This window comes from Diaphorobacter sp. C33, assembly GCF_030503915.1.
Lineage (GTDB): Bacteria > Pseudomonadota > Gammaproteobacteria > Burkholderiales > Burkholderiaceae_C > Diaphorobacter > Diaphorobacter nitroreducens.
The window spans coordinates 238,523-254,882 of record NZ_CP129980.1; the positions used below are offsets into that span (position 1 = coordinate 238,523).

General features: G+C 69.1%; 14 protein-coding genes. 10 read left to right on the plus strand and 4 right to left on the minus strand.

The window, feature by feature from the left end; all coding sequences use genetic code 11:
- The first annotated feature begins 30 nt into the window (after positions 1-30).
- The 4 genes from QY917_RS01235 to QY917_RS01250 all read left to right on the plus strand — a co-directional run bounded on the left by QY917_RS01235 (position 31) and on the right by QY917_RS01250 (position 7,261).
- Positions 31-2,013 carry a DNA topoisomerase IV subunit B gene (locus QY917_RS01235; RefSeq protein WP_015912658.1) on the plus strand — a complete coding sequence of 661 codons (1,983 nt, stop codon included), beginning with the start codon at positions 31-33 and terminating at the stop codon, positions 2,011-2,013.
- Between the two features lie 77 nt (positions 2,014-2,090).
- A complete protein-coding gene (locus QY917_RS01240; RefSeq protein ID WP_302078267.1) occupies positions 2,091-2,930 on the plus strand; it encodes a lytic transglycosylase domain-containing protein in 840 nt (279 codons plus the stop codon).
- Positions 2,927-5,281, plus strand: coding sequence for a DNA topoisomerase IV subunit A (gene parC, locus QY917_RS01245; RefSeq protein ID WP_123675129.1), 2,355 nt, complete (start codon positions 2,927-2,929; stop codon positions 5,279-5,281). Before QY917_RS01240 ends, parC begins: the two co-directional genes overlap by 4 nt.
- A 192-nt stretch (positions 5,282-5,473) precedes the next feature.
- A complete protein-coding gene (locus tag QY917_RS01250) occupies positions 5,474-7,261 on the plus strand; it encodes a methyl-accepting chemotaxis protein (RefSeq protein ID WP_123675130.1) in 1,788 nt (595 codons plus the stop codon).
- 133 nt (positions 7,262-7,394) lie between these two features.
- Here the strand turns inward: QY917_RS01250 and QY917_RS01255 are convergent, their stop codons facing one another.
- On the minus strand, positions 7,395-7,853 hold the full coding sequence (locus QY917_RS01255) for a RidA family protein (protein ID WP_011804457.1): 459 nt from the start codon (positions 7,851-7,853) through the stop codon (positions 7,395-7,397).
- A gap of 268 nt (positions 7,854-8,121) precedes the next feature.
- On the opposite strand from QY917_RS01255, the gene QY917_RS01260 reads away from it, so the two are divergent.
- Genes QY917_RS01260 through QY917_RS01280 form a run of 5 tightly spaced genes read left to right on the plus strand, consistent with a single transcriptional unit; the run spans position 8,122 to position 13,361 of the window.
- Positions 8,122-10,581, plus strand: coding sequence for a DNA internalization-related competence protein ComEC/Rec2 (locus QY917_RS01260; RefSeq protein ID WP_302079280.1), 2,460 nt, complete (start codon positions 8,122-8,124; stop codon positions 10,579-10,581).
- 48 nt (positions 10,582-10,629) lie between these two features.
- The gene (locus QY917_RS01265) at positions 10,630-12,093 is read left to right on the plus strand and encodes a circularly permuted type 2 ATP-grasp protein (RefSeq protein ID WP_123675131.1); all 1,464 of its coding nucleotides are present in this window, start codon (positions 10,630-10,632) and stop codon (positions 12,091-12,093) included.
- A gap of 1 nt (position 12,094) precedes the next feature.
- Positions 12,095-12,250 carry an alpha-E domain-containing protein gene (locus QY917_RS01270; RefSeq protein WP_088887453.1) on the plus strand — a complete coding sequence of 52 codons (156 nt, stop codon included), beginning with the start codon at positions 12,095-12,097 and terminating at the stop codon, positions 12,248-12,250.
- Complete coding sequence (locus QY917_RS01275; protein ID WP_088887453.1) at positions 12,244-12,399, plus strand: alpha-E domain-containing protein; 156 nt, start codon at positions 12,244-12,246, stop codon at positions 12,397-12,399. The genes QY917_RS01270 and QY917_RS01275 overlap by 7 nt, the downstream gene beginning before the upstream one ends.
- Positions 12,393-13,361, plus strand: coding sequence for an alpha-E domain-containing protein (locus QY917_RS01280; RefSeq protein ID WP_123675132.1), 969 nt, complete (start codon positions 12,393-12,395; stop codon positions 13,359-13,361). Before QY917_RS01275 ends, QY917_RS01280 begins: the two co-directional genes overlap by 7 nt.
- Before the next feature lie 33 nt (positions 13,362-13,394).
- On the opposite strand, the gene QY917_RS01285 is transcribed toward QY917_RS01280, so the two are convergent.
- From QY917_RS01285 to QY917_RS01295, 3 genes are all read right to left on the minus strand, one after another.
- Positions 13,395-13,772 carry a hypothetical protein gene (locus QY917_RS01285; RefSeq protein WP_123675133.1) on the minus strand — a complete coding sequence of 126 codons (378 nt, stop codon included), beginning with the start codon at positions 13,770-13,772 and terminating at the stop codon, positions 13,395-13,397.
- Between the two features lie 153 nt (positions 13,773-13,925).
- Positions 13,926-14,198 carry a VF530 family DNA-binding protein gene (locus QY917_RS01290; protein WP_011804461.1) on the minus strand — a complete coding sequence of 91 codons (273 nt, stop codon included), beginning with the start codon at positions 14,196-14,198 and terminating at the stop codon, positions 13,926-13,928.
- A gap of 108 nt (positions 14,199-14,306) precedes the next feature.
- A complete protein-coding gene (locus tag QY917_RS01295) occupies positions 14,307-15,221 on the minus strand; it encodes a LysR family transcriptional regulator (RefSeq protein WP_123675134.1) in 915 nt (304 codons plus the stop codon).
- 165 nt (positions 15,222-15,386) lie between these two features.
- On the opposite strand from QY917_RS01295, the gene QY917_RS01300 reads away from it, so the two are divergent.
- Entirely contained in the window at positions 15,387-16,226 is an 840-nt protein-coding gene (locus QY917_RS01300) for an alpha/beta hydrolase (protein ID WP_123675135.1), read from the plus strand.
- The last annotated feature ends 134 nt before the right edge of the window (positions 16,227-16,360 follow it).

Genomic DNA, 16,360 nt, shown 5'->3' on the forward strand with positions numbered 1-16,360 from the left:
GTTTTATATCCAGCACTACAATCCGCCGCCATGGCAGTCAAACCCGCATCCACCTCCGCCAGCGACTACTCCGAAGGCTCGATCCGCGTCCTCAAGGGACTGGAGCCCGTCAAGCAGCGGCCGGGCATGTACACCCGCACCGACAACCCCCTGCACATCATCCAGGAGGTGCTGGACAACGCGGCCGACGAGGCGCTGGCGGGCTTTGGCAAGAAGATCAAGGTGACCTTGCACACCGACGGCTCGGTGAGCGTGGAGGACGACGGCCGGGGCATTCCGTTCGGCCTGCATCCCGAGGAGAACGCACCGGTGGTGGAACTGGTGTTCACCCGCTTGCACGCGGGCGGCAAGTTCGACAAGGGCAAGGGCGGGGCCTACAGCTTCTCGGGCGGCCTGCATGGTGTGGGCGTAAGCGTCACCAACGCCCTGGCCACCCGGCTGGAGGTGGCCACCCACCGCGAGGGCCAGGTGGCGCGCCTGGTGTTTGCGGGCGGCGATGTGACCGAGCCGCTGGCGGCGCGCCCGCTGCAGGCGGGCGAGCGCAAGCAGGGCACCACCGTGCGCGTCTGGCCCGACGCCAAGTACTTTGAGTCCAGCAACCTTCCGATGGGCGAGCTGACGCACTTGCTGCGCAGCAAGGCGGTGCTCATGCCCGGCGTCACGGTGCAGCTGGTCAATGAAAAGACGCGCGACACCCAGACCTGGCAGTACAAGGGCGGCCTGCGCGACTACCTGGCACAGACGCTGAGCGCTGATCCGGTGATCCCGCTGTTCGAGGGCGAGGGCTTCGCCGACCGCCACAACGAGAGCTTTGCCGAGGGCGAGGGCGCCGCATGGTGTGTGGCCTTCACAGAGGAAGGCCAGCCGGTGCGCGAGAGCTACGTGAACCTGATCCCCACCAGCGCCGGCGGCACCCATGAAAGCGGCCTGCGCGACGGCCTGTTCAACGCGGTCAAGAGTTTCATCGAGCTGCACTCGCTCCTGCCCAAGGGCGTGAAGCTACTGCCCGAGGACGTGTTTGCGCGCGCCAGCTATGTGCTGGCGGCCAAGGTGCTGGACCCGCAGTTCCAGGGGCAGATCAAGGAGCGGCTGAACTCGCGCGACGCCGTGCGGCTGGTGTCCAGCTTCGTGCGCCCGGCGCTGGAGCTGTGGCTGAACCAGCACGTGGAATACGGCAAGAAGCTGGCAGAGCTGGCCATCAAGGCCGCGCAGACACGGCAAAAGGCCGGCCAGAAGGTCGAAAAGCGCAAGGGCTCGGGCGTGGCCGTGCTGCCCGGCAAGCTCACCGACTGCGAAAGCCGTGACCTGGCCTACAACGAGGTCTTCCTGGTCGAGGGCGACTCGGCCGGCGGCAGCGCCAAGATGGGCCGCGACAAGGAAAGCCAGGCCATCCTGCCGCTGCGCGGCAAGGTGCTCAACACCTGGGAGGTCGACCGCGACCGCCTGTTTGCCAACACCGAGGTGCATGACATCTCGGTAGCCATCGGCGTGGACCCGCACGGCCCGAGCGACACCCCCGACCTGTCCGGCCTGCGCTACGGCAAGATCTGCATCCTCTCCGACGCGGACGTGGACGGCTCGCACATCCAGGTGCTGCTGCTCACGCTGTTCTTCCGCCACTTCCCCAAGCTCATCGAGGCCGGCCATATCTTTGTCGCCCGGCCACCGCTGTTCCGCGTGGACGTGCCGGCGCGCGGCAAGAAGCCAGCGGCCAAGGTGTATGCGCTGGACGAATCCGAGTTGGAAAGCATCCTCGACAAGTGCGCCAAGGACGGCGTGCCGCGCGAGAAATGCCAGATCAGCCGCTTCAAGGGCCTGGGCGAAATGAACGCCGAGCAGCTGTGGGAGACCACGCTCAACCCCGACACGCGTCGCCTGCTGCCGGTGCAGTTGGGCACATTCGACTTCTCCGCCACCGAGGGCCTGATCACCAAGCTCATGGGCAAGGGCGAGGCCGCCGCGCGCCGCGAGCTCATGGAGCTGCACGGCGACCTGGTGGATGTGGACATCTGACGAAGGCACTCGCCATGACTGCGCGCCTGGGATACCGTATGCGTAACAGCCTTTTGGGGCTTTTGCGCACGGCTGGCATGTGCTGCGCGCTCCTGTTTTTGCAGCAAACCGCGCATGCGGACCTGTGGGCCTTCGTGGACGAGCGCGGCGTGACGCATTTCGCCGCGCAGCAGCTGGACGAGCGTTACGCGCTGTTCTTTCGCGGCAACGACTTCGACTCCGAGCGCGACGGCTCCAACACCGGACGTCAGGGTGCGGCCGATGTCTCCACCGGGCCGGCCAGTCCCTCGGGGGCGCGGCTGCTGGCCTTCTTCGAGGTGTCGCACGACTACAAGCTCGTGCGCCAGCACCTGCGCTCGGCGTCGGCGCGCCATGGCGTGGACTACGCGCTGCTGCAGGCGGTGATCGCCACCGAGTCGGGTTTCAACACCCGTGCGGTTTCGCCGCGCGGCGCCGTGGGGCTGATGCAGCTCATGCCCGCCACCGCCAGCCGCTTCGGTGTGAGCGGCGACGCCAGGCGCTCGGTGGAGCAAAAGCTGGTGGACCCCGCCACCAACGTGGCCGCGGGCACGCGCTACCTGCGCTACCTCATGGATCTCTTCGAGGGCCGCCTGGACTTGGCGCTGGCAGCCTACAACGCGGGCGAGGGTGCCGTGCAGCGCGCCGGCAACCGCGTTCCCGCCTACCGTGAGACGCGCAACTACGTACAGAGCGTGATGGGCCTGTATGCGCTGCTCAAGCCGCCGCTACCGACGCGCGGTCAGCGCGCGAACCCCGGGCGCGTGCGCATGGAACTGCCCGCCACGCCCCATTCCCTATCCGATGCCGGTGAGCGCGGCGACACGCAGCGCATGTCCGCACCTGCGCCCACGCGCCTGGCCCGGCAGTCATCGACCGAGTCTGTCTTCACTGAATGAGCGACCAACCCACTCTCGACTTCTCCGCGCCCGCCGACCACGGCGACAGCCTAGAACTGGCCGGCTACGCCCAGCGCGCCTATCTGGAATACGCCCTCTCGGTCGTCAAGGGCCGCGCGCTGCCCGACGTGTGCGACGGCCTCAAGCCCGTGCAGCGGCGCATCCTCTATGCCATGGACCGCATGGGCCTGGGCTACAGCGGCCCGAACCGCAACGTGGCGGCCAAGCCCGTGAAGAGCGCCCGCGTGGTGGGCGACGTGCTGGGCCGCTTTCACCCGCATGGCGACCAGTCGGCCTACGACGCACTGGTGCGCTTGGCGCAGGACTTCAACCAGCGTTACCCGCTGATCGACGGCCAGGGCAACTTCGGCAGCCGCGATGGCGACGGCGCGGCGGCCATGCGCTACACCGAGGCGCGCCTGACCCGCATCGCCGGCCTGCTGCTGGACGAGATCGACATGGGCACGGTGGACTTCGTGCCCAACTACGACGGCAGCACGCAGGAGCCACGCCAGCTGCCCGCGCGGTTGCCGTTCGCGCTGCTCAACGGCGCCAGCGGCATCGCCGTGGGCCTGGCCACCGAGATCCCCAGCCACAACCTGCGCGAGGTGGCCGACGCCTGCGTGGCCTTGGTCAAGAAGCCGCAGTTGAGCGACGAGGAGCTGTTCGCGCTGGTCCCCGGCCCTGACTACCCGGGCGGCGGCCAGATCATCAGCAGTGATGCGGACATCCAGGACGCCTACCGCACGGGCCGCGGCAGCCTCAAGGTGCGCGCGCGCTGGAAGATCGAGGACCTGGCGCGCGGCCAGTGGCAGATGGTGGTGACCGAGCTGCCGCCCGGCGTTTCCGCGCAGAAGGTGCTGGAGGAGATCGAGGAGCTCACCAACCCCAAGGTCAAGACCGGCAAGAAGGCGCTCACGCAGGAGCAGACGCAGCTCAAGGCCGCGCTGCTGGCGCTGCTGGACGGCGTGCGCGACGAGTCCAGCAAGGACGCGCCGGTGCGCCTGGTCATCGAACCCAAGACCGGCAAGGTGCCGCAGCAGGACCTCATCACCGCGCTGCTGGCGCACACCAGCCTGGAGACCTCCGCGCCCATCAACCTGACCATGGTGGGGCTGGACGGCAGGCCCGTGCAGAAGTCGCTGCGCGAGATGCTGCAGGAGTGGATCGACTTCCGCCAGACCACCATCACGCGGCGCAGCCAGCACCGGCTGGACAAGGTGCTGGACCGCATCCACATCCTGGAGGGGCGGCAGCTGGTACTGCTGAACATCGACGAGGTGATCGCCATCATCCGCCAGGCCGACGAGCCGAAGGCGGCGCTGATCGCGCGCTTTCACCTGTCGGACCGCCAGGCCGAGGACATTCTGGAAATCCGCCTGCGCCAACTGGCGCGGCTGGAAGCCATCAAGATCGAGCAGGAGCTGAAAGAGCTGCGCGACGAGCAGGGCAAGCTGGAGGACATCCTCGCCAACCCCGCCTCGCTGCGCCGCCTGATGGCCAAGGAGATCGAGGCAGACGCCAAGCTGTTCGGCGACGCGCGCCGCACGCTGATCCAGGCCGAAAAGAAGGCCGTGGCCGAGGTCAAGGTGCTGGACGAACCCGTCACCGTGGTGGTGTCCGAAAAGGGCTGGGTGCGTGCGCGCCAGGGCCATGGGCACGAGGCGGGCAGCTTCGCCTTCAAGTCGGGCGACGGCCTGTACGGCACCTTTGAGTGCCGCACGGTGGACACGCTCATCGTCTTCGGCAGCAACGGGCGGGTGTACTCGGTGGCGGTGTCCAGCCTGCCGGGCGGGCGTGGCGACGGCCAGCCCATCACCACGCTGATCGAGCTGGAGGCCGGCACGCAACCGGTGCACTACTTCGCCGGACCGGCCAACGCAGCGCTGCTGATTGCGGGCTCGGGCGGCTATGGTTTCCTGTCCACCGTGGAGCACATGACCGCACGCAACCGTGGCGGCAAGGCCTTTGTGAACCTGGGTGAGGGCGAACGCCTGTGCCGCCCCTCGCATGCGGCGTTCACCAGCGGCAGCCAGCCGCTGGCGCCCGCCACCCATGTGTGCTGCGCATCCGTGGGTGGGCGAGTGCTCACGTTTGAGATCGCCGAACTCAAGCTCATGGAAAAGGGCGGCCGCGGGCTGATGCTCATCGACCTGGAGCCCAAGGACCAACTGGCCGGCGCGGCGGCCTACACGCGCAGTGTGCGCTTCGTGGGCGTGGGCCGTGGCGGCAAGCCGCGCGAGGAGCAGCTGGAGATCCGCTCGCTCAACAATGCGCGCGCCGTGCGCGGGCGCAAGGGCAAGGCGGCCGACCTGGGTTTCAAGCCGTCCGACGTGCTGCGCGTGGAGTGATTCAAAAACAATAGCTGGTCGCGCTTGCTGCTACAAGCTTGTACGGCTAAAAGCCGTTGAAGTTACGGTGTAAAAAGCGCAAACAGCTATTGTTTTGATAGCGACAGTATGTCGCGTGGGCGGCGGGGCTTCTTTGTTGCGTTTGGTAGCATTCTCGCAACCCCGCCATAACGAATTCCAGGAGCCCACCCCATGAGATCGCTGCGCATTTCCCACAAACTCTGGCTCGCCGTGGGCTGCATCGTGCTCGCCCAACTGACCGTCGTGGGCGTGGCTGGTGTGCGCTCTGCCAGGGCGCAGGCCGAATCCGACGCCTTGAGCCGCGAGATGACGCAGCGCGTGCAGACGGCCACACGCTGGGCCGGCCTGACCGAGACCAATGCGGCCCGCACGCTGGCGCTGGTGCTCAGCACCGACGCCGTGGTGGTGCAGGCGTTCAAGGGCGACATTGCCGCCACCTCGGCGCGCATCAGCGAACTGCAAAAGGGGCTGGAAGCCATGGCCCTCACGCCCGCCGACCGCGAGCAGATGGGGCGCATCGCCACCGCGCGCAAGGCCATGATCGATCTGCGCAACCAGGCCCGCCAGCTCAAGGACGCCGGCAGCCATGACGAGGCGGTGCGCCTGGCGCAGCAGTCCTACGTGCCCGCCGTGGCCACCTACCTGGGCACGCTGCAGGAATTCGTGCGCATGCAGGAGCAGACCGCCCAGGCGCGCCAGGCAGAGATGGCTGCCACGCGCATGCTCACGGTGAAGCTGGCGGCCGCGGCCGCAGCCATGATGCTCGCGGCCATCGTGCTGGGGGCGTATTTCCTGATCCGCAGCATCCAGCGCCCACTGGCCGAGGCCAACGCGCTCGCGGCGCGCGTGGCGGACGGCGACCTGCGCGAGCAGGCGGTGGATGTGCAGCGTGGCGATGAATTTGGCGAGCTGCTGCGCTCGCTGGCCGGCATGCGCGACTCGCTGGCGCGCATGGTGCAAGAGGTGCGCCACACCACCGACAGCATTGCCGTGGCCAGCGCGCAGATCGCCACCGGCAACCAAGACCTGTCCGCGCGCACCGAATCCACCTCCAGCAACCTGCAGCAAACCGCCGCGGCCATGGAGGAGTTCACCAGCACCGTCCAGCACAGCGCGGCGACGGCGGGCCAGGCCAGCCAGCTGGCCGGCGGCGCGAGCGACGTCGCGCGCCGCGGCGGCAGCGTGGTGGGGGAGGTGGTGTCCACCATGGACGACATCCAGCACAGCAGCCGCAAGATCGCCGACATCATCGGCGTCATCGACGGGATCGCCTTCCAGACCAACATCCTGGCGTTGAATGCGGCCGTGGAGGCCGCGCGCGCCGGTGAGCAAGGCCGGGGCTTTGCCGTGGTGGCGGGCGAAGTGCGCAACCTGGCGCAGCGCTCGGCATCGGCCGCCAAGGAGATCAAGGACCTGATCAGCGACTCGGTGGGCCGCGTGGAAAGCGGCTCGCGCTTGGTGCACAGCGCGGGCTCCACCATGCAAGAGGTGGTGCAGTCGGTGCAGCGCGTGGCCGACATGATGGGCGAGATCACCGCCGCCGCCACCGAGCAAAGCGCGGGCATCTCGCAGGTGAACCAGGCCGTGGGTCAACTGGACCAGATGACGCAACAGAACGCGGCGCTGGTGGAGGAGAGCGCCGCCGCGGCGCAAAGCCTGCGCGAGCAGGCCGATCACCTCACGCGCGTGGTGGCAGCATTCCGCATCGATGGCGCGGTAGCTGCTGTGCCGCCAGCCGCACGCCCCGTGCCGGCCGCTCCACAGGCACGTTCCATGCCGGTGGCACCTGTGGGCAAGGCCCCCGCCGCGCCCCGCGCGGCGGCAGTGCCGGCACGGGCGCCGGCACGGGCGCCGGCGCAGCGCGTGGCGGCCCCCCTGCGTGCGGCTGCTGCACCTGCCGCCGCCGCACGGCCTGCGGCACTGGCCCAAGGTGGTGAGGACGATTGGGAGTCCTTCTGATCCGCGTGCGGTCGCACACCTTGCGCTGACGGGGCGCCTTGCTTGCCACGCGGGCGCGCGGGGCTGGCTCCTTCACCTTCCGCATGCCGCGACGAGCGCACGCGGGAGGCTGGGAAAGAACGCGGTGCGCGGCTTAGGCCAGCTCGGCGATCAACTCGATCTCCACGCAGGCACCCAGGGGGATCTGTGCCACCCCAAAGGCGCTGCGCGCGTGCTTGCCCTTGTCGCCGAACACTTCGCCCAGCAGTTCGCTGGCGCCGTTGGTCACCAGGTGCTGCTCGGTGTAGTCGCCCGTGGAGTTCACCAGGCTCATCACCTTCACGATGCGCTGCACGCGGTTCAGGTCGCCGCCGGTGGCCGCATGCAGCGTGCCCAGCAGGTCGACGGCCACGGCGCGTGCGGCGGCCTTGCCTTCCTCGGTGGTGATGTCGCGGCCGAACTGCGCGGCCCAGGGCTTGCCGTCCTTGCGGGCAATGTGGCCGCTCAGGAACACCAGGTTGCCGGTCTGCACATAGGGCACGTAGGCGGCGGCGGGCACGGCCACGGGGGGCAGGGTGATGTTGAGTTCCTTCAGCTTGTCGTAAACGCTCATGGCAATCCTTGAAAACGAGGGCGGGCGCGGCACGGCCCGGGAAGCGCGCCCACGGCCGCCGACGCGGCGTGGGACCGGGCGAGTGTTGCACATCGCCACGCCTGCGGAGCGCCCATCGCGTGCGTTCGCATAGCATGCGGCCATGGACCAGTGGGCGCCCGAAGGGCCACAGCACCAGCAGGGAGGGAACACCGCCGCGCGGGTGGCGACGGCGTCCGCTCGCGTGCCGGTCGCTCGCGTGCCTGTGGTGCGGTCCTGGCATCTGCCCATGGCGCTGGCTGCGGGGGTGCTGGGCGTGGCGCTGCAACTGCAGCAGCCTGCGCTGTGGCCCTGGCCGTCCTATGCGGGGTTGATGGTTGGCGCGTTGCTGGCGGCCGGGGGGCTCGTCTGGTGGGCCGGTGTGCGCGGCCCGCGCCGCTGGCACTGCAGCGGCGTGGCGATTCTGGCCGCGGTGCTGATGTACGGGCTGTGCGGCATGCGCGCTGCGGTCTTCCTGGAGCAGTCTCTGGCGCCGGCGCTGGAGGGGCGTGATCTGCGTGTGACGGGCGTGGTTGCCGCCATGCCGCAGCCGCGCGAGACCGGGTTGCGCCTGCGGCTGGAAGTGGAGGCGGCGCAACTGGACGGTGCGACCGTGCGCGTGCCGCCGCTCATCGACCTGACCTGGTATGCCGGCGGGCTGGGTGGTGAGGCAGGCGCGGACAGTCCACCGCCCGCTGTGCGCGCCGGTGAACGCTGGCGCCTGACCGTGCGCCTGAAGGCGCCGCACGGCGGGCGCAATCCGCACGGCTTCGATTACGAGCTGTGGCTGTGGGAGCAAGGGGTGCAGGCCACGGGCAACGTGCGCACCAGCGCGCGGCTGGATGCGCTGCACGGCCCGCCTGAGCGGCTGGGCGCCACCTGGCGCCACCCCGTGGAGCAACTGCGCCAGCGGGTGCGCGACGCCATCGTGCGCACGCTGGTGGACCCTGCGCAGGATGCAGCCCGCCAGCGTGCGGCCGGGGTGGTGGCGGCGCTGGTCACGGGCGACCAGCGCGCCATCGAGCGGGCGGACTGGGATGTGTTCCGCGCCACGGGCGTGGCCCACCTCATGAGCATCTCGGGGCTGCACATCACGCTGTTTGCCTGGCTTGCGGCCGCACTGCTGGACCGGGCCTGGCGCCGCTCGCAACGCCTGTGCCTGGCCGTGCCCGCGCCCACGGCGGCGTTGGTGGGCGGTGTGCTGCTGGCCGCTGCCTATGCGCTCTTCAGCGGATGGGGCGTGCCCGCGCAGCGCACGGTGTGCATGTTGGCCACGGTGGCGCTGCTGCGCCTGTCGGGGCGGCGCTGGCCCTGGCCGCAGGTGTGGCTGCTGGCCTGCGCGGTGGTGCTGGCGGTCGATCCGTGGGCGCTACTGCAGCCGGGCTTCTGGTTGAGCTTTGTGGCCGTGGCCGTGCTGTTTGCTACCGATTTGGGAGCTGCTCGCGCTTATCCAGTGGGCGTTACAGGCCGTTTTTATGCATTGCTGCGTGAACAGTGGGTGGTGACGCTGGCGCTCACGCCCCTCACGCTATTACTGTTCGGGCAGGTTGCGCTGGTGGGGCTGCTGGCCAATCTGGTGGCGATTCCGTGGACCACGCTGGTGGTCACGCCGCTGGTGCTGCTGGGGGTGCTGTGGGCGCCGCTGTGGCAGGCGGCGGCGTGGTGCGTGCAGGCGTTGTCGGTGTTGCTGCAGTGGCTGGCAGCCTGGCCCTGGGCGCAGGTCGCTCTGCCCATGGCCCCGCTGTGGGCCGGCGCGGCAGCCGTGGCCGGCGGCGTATTGCTGGCGCTGCGCCTGCCGTGGGGCGTACGTGCCCTGGGCCTTGCGCTGCTGCTGCCGGCGCTGTGGTGGCAGCCCGCGCGCCCGCAGCCGGGGCAGTTCGAGCTGCTGGCCGCCGACGTGGGCCAGGGCCAGGCCGTGCTGGTGCGCACGGCGCGCCATGCGCTGCTGTACGACGCCGGCCCGCGTTACCACCAGGACAGCGACGCGGGCGAGCGCGTGCTGGTGCCCCTGCTGCGCGCGCTGGGCGAACGGCTGGACCTGCTGGTGTTGAGCCACCGCGATACCGACCACACCGGCGGCGCCGCGGCAGTGCTGGTGCAACAGCCGCAGGCGCGCGTGCTGGGGTCGATTGAGGCTGACCATGCACTGCAGGCCCTGCGGCCCGCCGAGCCTTGCCTGGCGGGCCAGCACTGGAACTGGGACGGCGTGCTTTTCGAAGTGCTGCACCCGCCGCGCGATGCGGGCGATGGGCCGGGCGCCCGTGCGCCGAAGTCCAATGCCACGAGCTGTGTGCTGCGCATCGCAGCCGCGGGGACTGGTGACAACACCGGCGGTGCGGTGGCCCTGCTGGTGGGCGACATCGAGCGCGCGCAGGAACAGGCGCTGGTAGATAACGGTGCCGCGCTGGCGGCAGACCTGCTGCTGGTGCCGCACCATGGCAGCAAGAGCTCGTCTAGCGCGCCGTTCCTGGATGCCGTGCAGCCGCGCACCGCGCTGGTGCAGGCCGGCTACCGCAACCGCTTCGGCCACCCCGCGCCCGACGTCGCGGCGCGCTACCAGCAGCGCGGCGTCTTGCTCGTGCAGTCGCCGCCCTGCGGTGCGGCGCGTTGGGTATCCGATACGCCGCTGGCCGTGCACTGTGAACGAGAGGCCACGCGGCGCTACTGGCACCACCGCGTGCCCGAGGCGTCACTTTTGCAGCAGCCGTAGCGTTGCCGGGTCTGCAACTTGCTATCCTGGGTGCAGGAGGCACGCCGCATGCAGCAGTTCGACGAGATGTACACCGTGCTGCCCTTCGGGGGCAGCGACGTGCGGGCGCACTACCGGCATTACGGCCAGTGGCTGGCGCAGCAGCCGGCCGATGCCATGCAGGCCCGCCGCGCGCAGGCCGAGGTGATCTTCCGCCGCGTGGGCATCACCTTCGCCGTGTATGGCGACAAGGACGAGGAGGGCGCCGGGACCGAGCGGCTGATCCCCTTCGACCTGATTCCGCGCATCATCCCCGCGCAGGAATGGCACCGCATGCGGCGCGGCCTGGTGCAGCGCGTCACGGCGCTCAACCGCTTCATCCACGACATCTACCACGGTCAGGACATCCTGCGCGCAGGCATCGTGCCTGCCGACCTGATCCTGGCCAATGCGCAGTTCCGTCCCGAGATGGTGGGCCTGGACGTCCCGCAGGACGTGTACGCGCACATCGCGGGCATCGACCTCGTGCGCGCGCCGGGCGCGGATGGCGAGGGCATCCACTACGTGCTGGAGGACAACCTGCGCGTGCCGTCCGGCGTGTCGTACATGCTGGAAAACCGCAAGATGATGATGCGGCTGTTTCCCGAGCTGTTTGCGCTGCACAAGGTGGCCCCCGTGGCGCACTATCCCGACCTGCTGCTGGACACGCTGCGTGCCAGCGCGCCGGCCTGGAGCAGCGCCGACCCCACCGTGGTGGTGCTCACGCCTGGCATGCACAACAGCGCCTATTTCGAGCACGCCTTCCTCGCGCAGCAGATGGGCGTGGAGCTGGTCGAAGGCCAGGACCTGGTCGTCAAGGACAACGTCGTCTACATGCGCACCACGCGCGGCCTGCAGCGCGTGCATGTCATCTACCGGCGCGTGGACGACGACTTCCTCGACCCACAGGTGTTCCGGCCCACTTCTACGCTGGGCTGCGCGGGGCTCATGCAGGCCTACCGCGCGGGCAACGTGGCCATCTGCAACGCCGTGGGTACGGGCATTGCCGACGACAAGTCGGTGTACCCGTACGTACCCGAGATGATTCGCTTTTACCTGGGCGAGCAGCCCATCCTGGCCAACGTGCCCACCTGGATGTGCCGCCGCCCTGAAGACCTGCAGTACGTGCTGGGGCATCTGCCGGAGCTGGTGGTCAAGGAGGTGCATGGCGCGGGCGGCTACGGCATGCTCATCGGACCCGCGGCCACGCGCGCCCAGATCGAGGCCTTCCGCGCCGCGCTCATCGCCAATCCCGCGGGCTACATCGCCCAGCCCACGCTCTCGCTCTCGACCTGTCCCACCTACGTGGATGCTGGCATCGCGCCGCGCCACATCGATCTGCGGCCCTTCGTGCTCAGTGGACAGAAAGTGCAGATGGTGGCCGGCGGGCTCACGCGCGTGGCGCTCAAGGAGGGCTCGCTCGTCGTCAACTCGTCGCAGGGCGGCGGCACCAAGGACACCTGGGTGCTGGGGGATGAGGATGGAGGTCAATGAGATGCTGAGCCGCACTGCCGATCACCTGTTCTGGATGTCCCGTTACACCGAGCGGGCAGACAGGTCCGCCGCAGGCGGGCTTGCGCCACAACACAGCGGGCGCGCGCAGCGCGTGCGGGGTTTGCTGCCCGCCCAAGCCGAGGAGGCCACATGCTGAGCCGCACTGCCGATCACCTGTTCTGGATGTCCCGCTACACCGAGCGGGCAGACAGGTCCGCCGCAGGCGGGCTTGCGCCACAACACAGCGGGCGCGCGCAGCGCGTGCGGGGTTTGCTGCCCGCCCAAGCCGAGGAGGCCACATGCTGAGCCGCACTGCCGATCACCTGTTCTGGATGTCCCGTTACACCGAGCGGGCAGAAAACACCGCCCGCATGCTCAACGTCAGCTACGAGACCTCCCTGCTGCCGCAGTCCGATGCCCAGGCGCAGGAGGGCTGGCGCGGGCTGCTGTCAATCAGTGAGCTGATTCCCGCCTACACCGCGCGGCAGGGTGCGATCACGGCCACGGGTGTGTTGCGGTTCATGGTGTGCGACGAGGGCAACCCGTCGTCCATCGCCGCGTGCCTGCGCGCGGCGCGCGAGAACGCGCGTGCTGTGCGCGGTGCCCTCACCACGGAGGTGTGGGAGACGTTGAACCAGACCTGGCTGGAGCTGTCACGCCAGCTGCGCGAGGGGGCCTTCGAGCGCGACCCCGGGCAGTTCTTCGAATGGGTGAAGTACCGCTCGCACCTGTCGCGTGGGGTCACGCTGGGCACCATGCTGCAGGACGAGGCGTTTCACTTCCTGCGCCTGGGTACCTTCCTGGAGCGCGCCGACAACACGGCGCGGCTGCTGGACGTGAAGTTCCATGCGGTGCAGAGCGATTTTCATGGGTTGGCGGGTGATGCCCGCCGTTCCACGCCCGAGGCCGACTTCTACCACTGGAGCGCCATCCTGCGCAGCGTTTCGGCGTTTGAGGTCTACCGCAAGGTGTACCGCGACGTGATCACGCCCGAGCGCGTGGCCGACCTGCTCATACTGCGGCGGGACATGCCGCGTTCGCTGCATGCCAGCATGCACGAGGTGGTGGACAACCTGGCCGCCGTCGCGCATGAGCATTCGGGGGAGACAGAGCGGCGGGCCGGGCGCCTGCTGTCCGATCTGCGTTACGGCCGCATCGACGAGATCCTGGCCACTGGCCTGCATGCCTACCTTACGCAGTTCCTGGATCGCGTGAACGAACTCGGCGGCTGCATCAGCAGGGACTTTCTCGCGCCCGCGGCGGACTGACCGGCACTTCCGGGCCCGGGCTCCGGGGGGTGTTTATTGGCCCTGTGCCATCTGGCGGCTCTGGGCGTCTTGCGCGCAGTTCGCGCGCGCGCCCTGGCGGGCAGGGGGCACCAGGCCGTACTGGGTCAGCACGCTGGCCTCCAGCTCGCCCGACTCGCGCGCGCATTGCAGTTCGGCAATCACTTCAGCGCGTGTGCGTCCGACAGCGTTGGTACGGTCGTGGGTGGAATGGGGCATGGCGGCCACCTGCGTCTGTGCCGCCGAGGGCGCGGGGGCGTGCTGCGGCACCTGGGCCAGCGCGCCCGTGGTGGCGGTGCCGGCCAGCGCCAGTACGGCACTGGCGATGGCGCCGCGCAGCAAGGGGCGGCGCGTGGAAGGGACCTGCGAGGTCAGCGTATGCAAGGCGTTCATGAGGGCTCCTGTGGGGGACACTGCCGGCGGCACCATGCCGTCCGTGGAGCCACTGTGCGGGCCCGCCCGTCGGCGTTCCAGCGCATTGCGACGAACCGCGCGCCGGCGTGCGCCAGCTGCCGTGCACGTTCGCCAGTGCGGCCGTCCCCGTGGTCAACGCGATGCGTTGCGCCGCTGCTCGCGCAGCATGAACAGGTACAGGCCCTCGACCTTTTCGCGCGCCCATGGCGTCTTGCGCAGGAACTTGAGGCTGGAGGCGACGCTGGGGTCGCTCTGGAAGCAGCGCACGGGAATGCGGTTGGCCAGACCTTCCCAGCCGAAGTACTGCTGCAGCGCCACGACCATCGCCTCCAGCGTGATGCCGTGCAGCGGATTGCGGGGCTGTGCGGGTGGTTGTGGGGCGGGAGCTGCAGGTTGGTCGGTCATGGACGGCGAGCATACGCGCTTGCCGCCCACGAACGCTGGTTTGAAAAAAATGCCCTCTAGCGCTTATCTGGCGAGCGCGAGAAGCTATGAAAAGTGGAGCAATCGCCTCTACTGGTGTTGCAGCAGCGGCTCGTTGGCAAACAGCTCCGCAGCCCAGTCGACGAAGGCGCGTACCTTGGCGCTCAGATGGCGGTTGGGCGGATACACCACGTACGCGGGCAGCAGGGGGTGGGACCAGTCGGGCAGCACGCGCACGAGTTCGCCGCGCTCGAAGTGCTGCTGGGCCTGGAAGGTGGTGATCTGCCCCACGCCCTGGCCGGCGACGAGGGCGTTCAGATAGGCGTTGCTCTCGTTCACGGCCAGGTGAGAGGGGCCCGAGGTTTCGATCACCTCGCCGTCCTTGTGAAACTCCAGCGGGTAGCGGCGTGCCGAAACGGGCGAGAAGTAGATCACGGTGCGGTGGCTGCGCTCCAGGTCCAGAGGGTGCGCGGGCACGCCAAAGCGCTTCAGGTAGGCGGGCGCGGCCACGGTGATGAATTCCAGGTTGCCGATGCGCCGCGCCACCAGGGACTGGTCGGCCAGCTCGCCGCCGCGGATCACACAGTCGACGTTGTCGCCGATGAGGTCCACGGTGCGGTCGCTCACGCCCAGGTCGATCTGGATGTCGGGGTAGCGCTCCTGGAACTGCGCCAGGTTTGGCACGATGAGCAGCCGCGCCACCGACGATCCCACGTCCACGCGCAGACGCCCGCGCGGGTTGGCGCGCGCCTGGCTCATGCTGGCTTCGATGTCGTCGAAGTCGGCCAACAGGCGCACGGTGCGGTCGTAGAACGCGGCGCCGTCGGCCGTCACGGTGACGCGGCGCGTGGTGCGGTTGAGCAGCTTCACGCGCAGGCGCTCCTCCAGCGCCTGGACGTGCTTGGTCACGGTGCCCTTGGGCAGCTGCAATGAATCGGCGGCGCGCGTGAAGGTGCCAGCTTCGACCACCCGCGCGAATATGCGCATGGCCTGTATCTGGTCCATGTGCTTCTCCTTCTCTTGTCCCTTGTGAGGCCGACGGATTTTCACACGCACCGTGCGCGCCGATTGTTCGGCATTCGGAAACAGTGCGGTGAAAGATGCACCATTTATTGGCGCTGCCCGCCTCGCTACATTTCCCATCAACCGGACTTGCCGGCCAACCCAACCATGATCCAGAGCACCCGTCCCTCATCGCCCTCCCTCTGCACCGACACCACCATTGAGGTGGCCACGGAGCAGCAGGTGGCCGTGCGCATGTACGGACGCAAGAAAGCTGGCGAGACGTCGCCGCTGGTGGTGCATTTCCATGGTGGCGCATTCGTGTCGGGTGACCTCGACAACGGTTGCACCGTGGGTGGGCTGCTGGAGGCCGCGGGCGCGCGGGTGGTGTCGGTGGCGTACCCGCTGGCACCGGCGCATCCGTTTCCCCAGCCGCTGGAGACTGGCTACGCCGTGCTCAAGTGGGCGTTCAAGCACCGCTCGCGCCTGGCGGGGCCGGGTGCGCTCGTGTATCTGGCGGGCGAGGAGGCGGGTGGCAACTTGGCGGCGGGCATCAGCATGATGGCGCGCGACCAGTCGCATCCACCGCTGGCCGGCCAGATCCTGCTGTCGCCCATGCTGGACCCGTGCGTGGGTACTCCGTCGCTGCGCGCCGCCACGGGCGAAGCGACGGCGTGCAAGTGGGCCGATGGCTGGCTGAAGTTTTTCCGCTGTGCGCGCGATGCCGAGCATCCCTACGCCGTGCCCGGTACCGCGCAGCGGCTGGCGGGGCTGCCGCCCACGCTGGTGCTGGTGGGCGACACCGATCCGCTGCGCGACGAGGCGCTGGCCTACGCCGCGCGCCTGGAAGCGGCGGGGCTTGCGGTCAAGCGGCATGTCTTCACCCAGGCGGCGCAGTGGCCCGACGCCCTGCTGCAACCCGGAACGAATCCCTGCCCCTGCGCGGTGCAGGTGCAGGAGCAGTTCCGGCTTTTCTTTGAGGCCACGCGATGTCCGGCATCGACCTGAGCCTTGTGATCCAGCCCCTGTACGGGCTTTAGGGAGGGGCGAGGCGCCTGATCCTCACCTGCGGTGAGTTTCCGCGCGCCGAGCCCGCTCCAGCGCCAACCCGGCGTTCCCGCCGCCCCTGTTGTTCCGGCTTT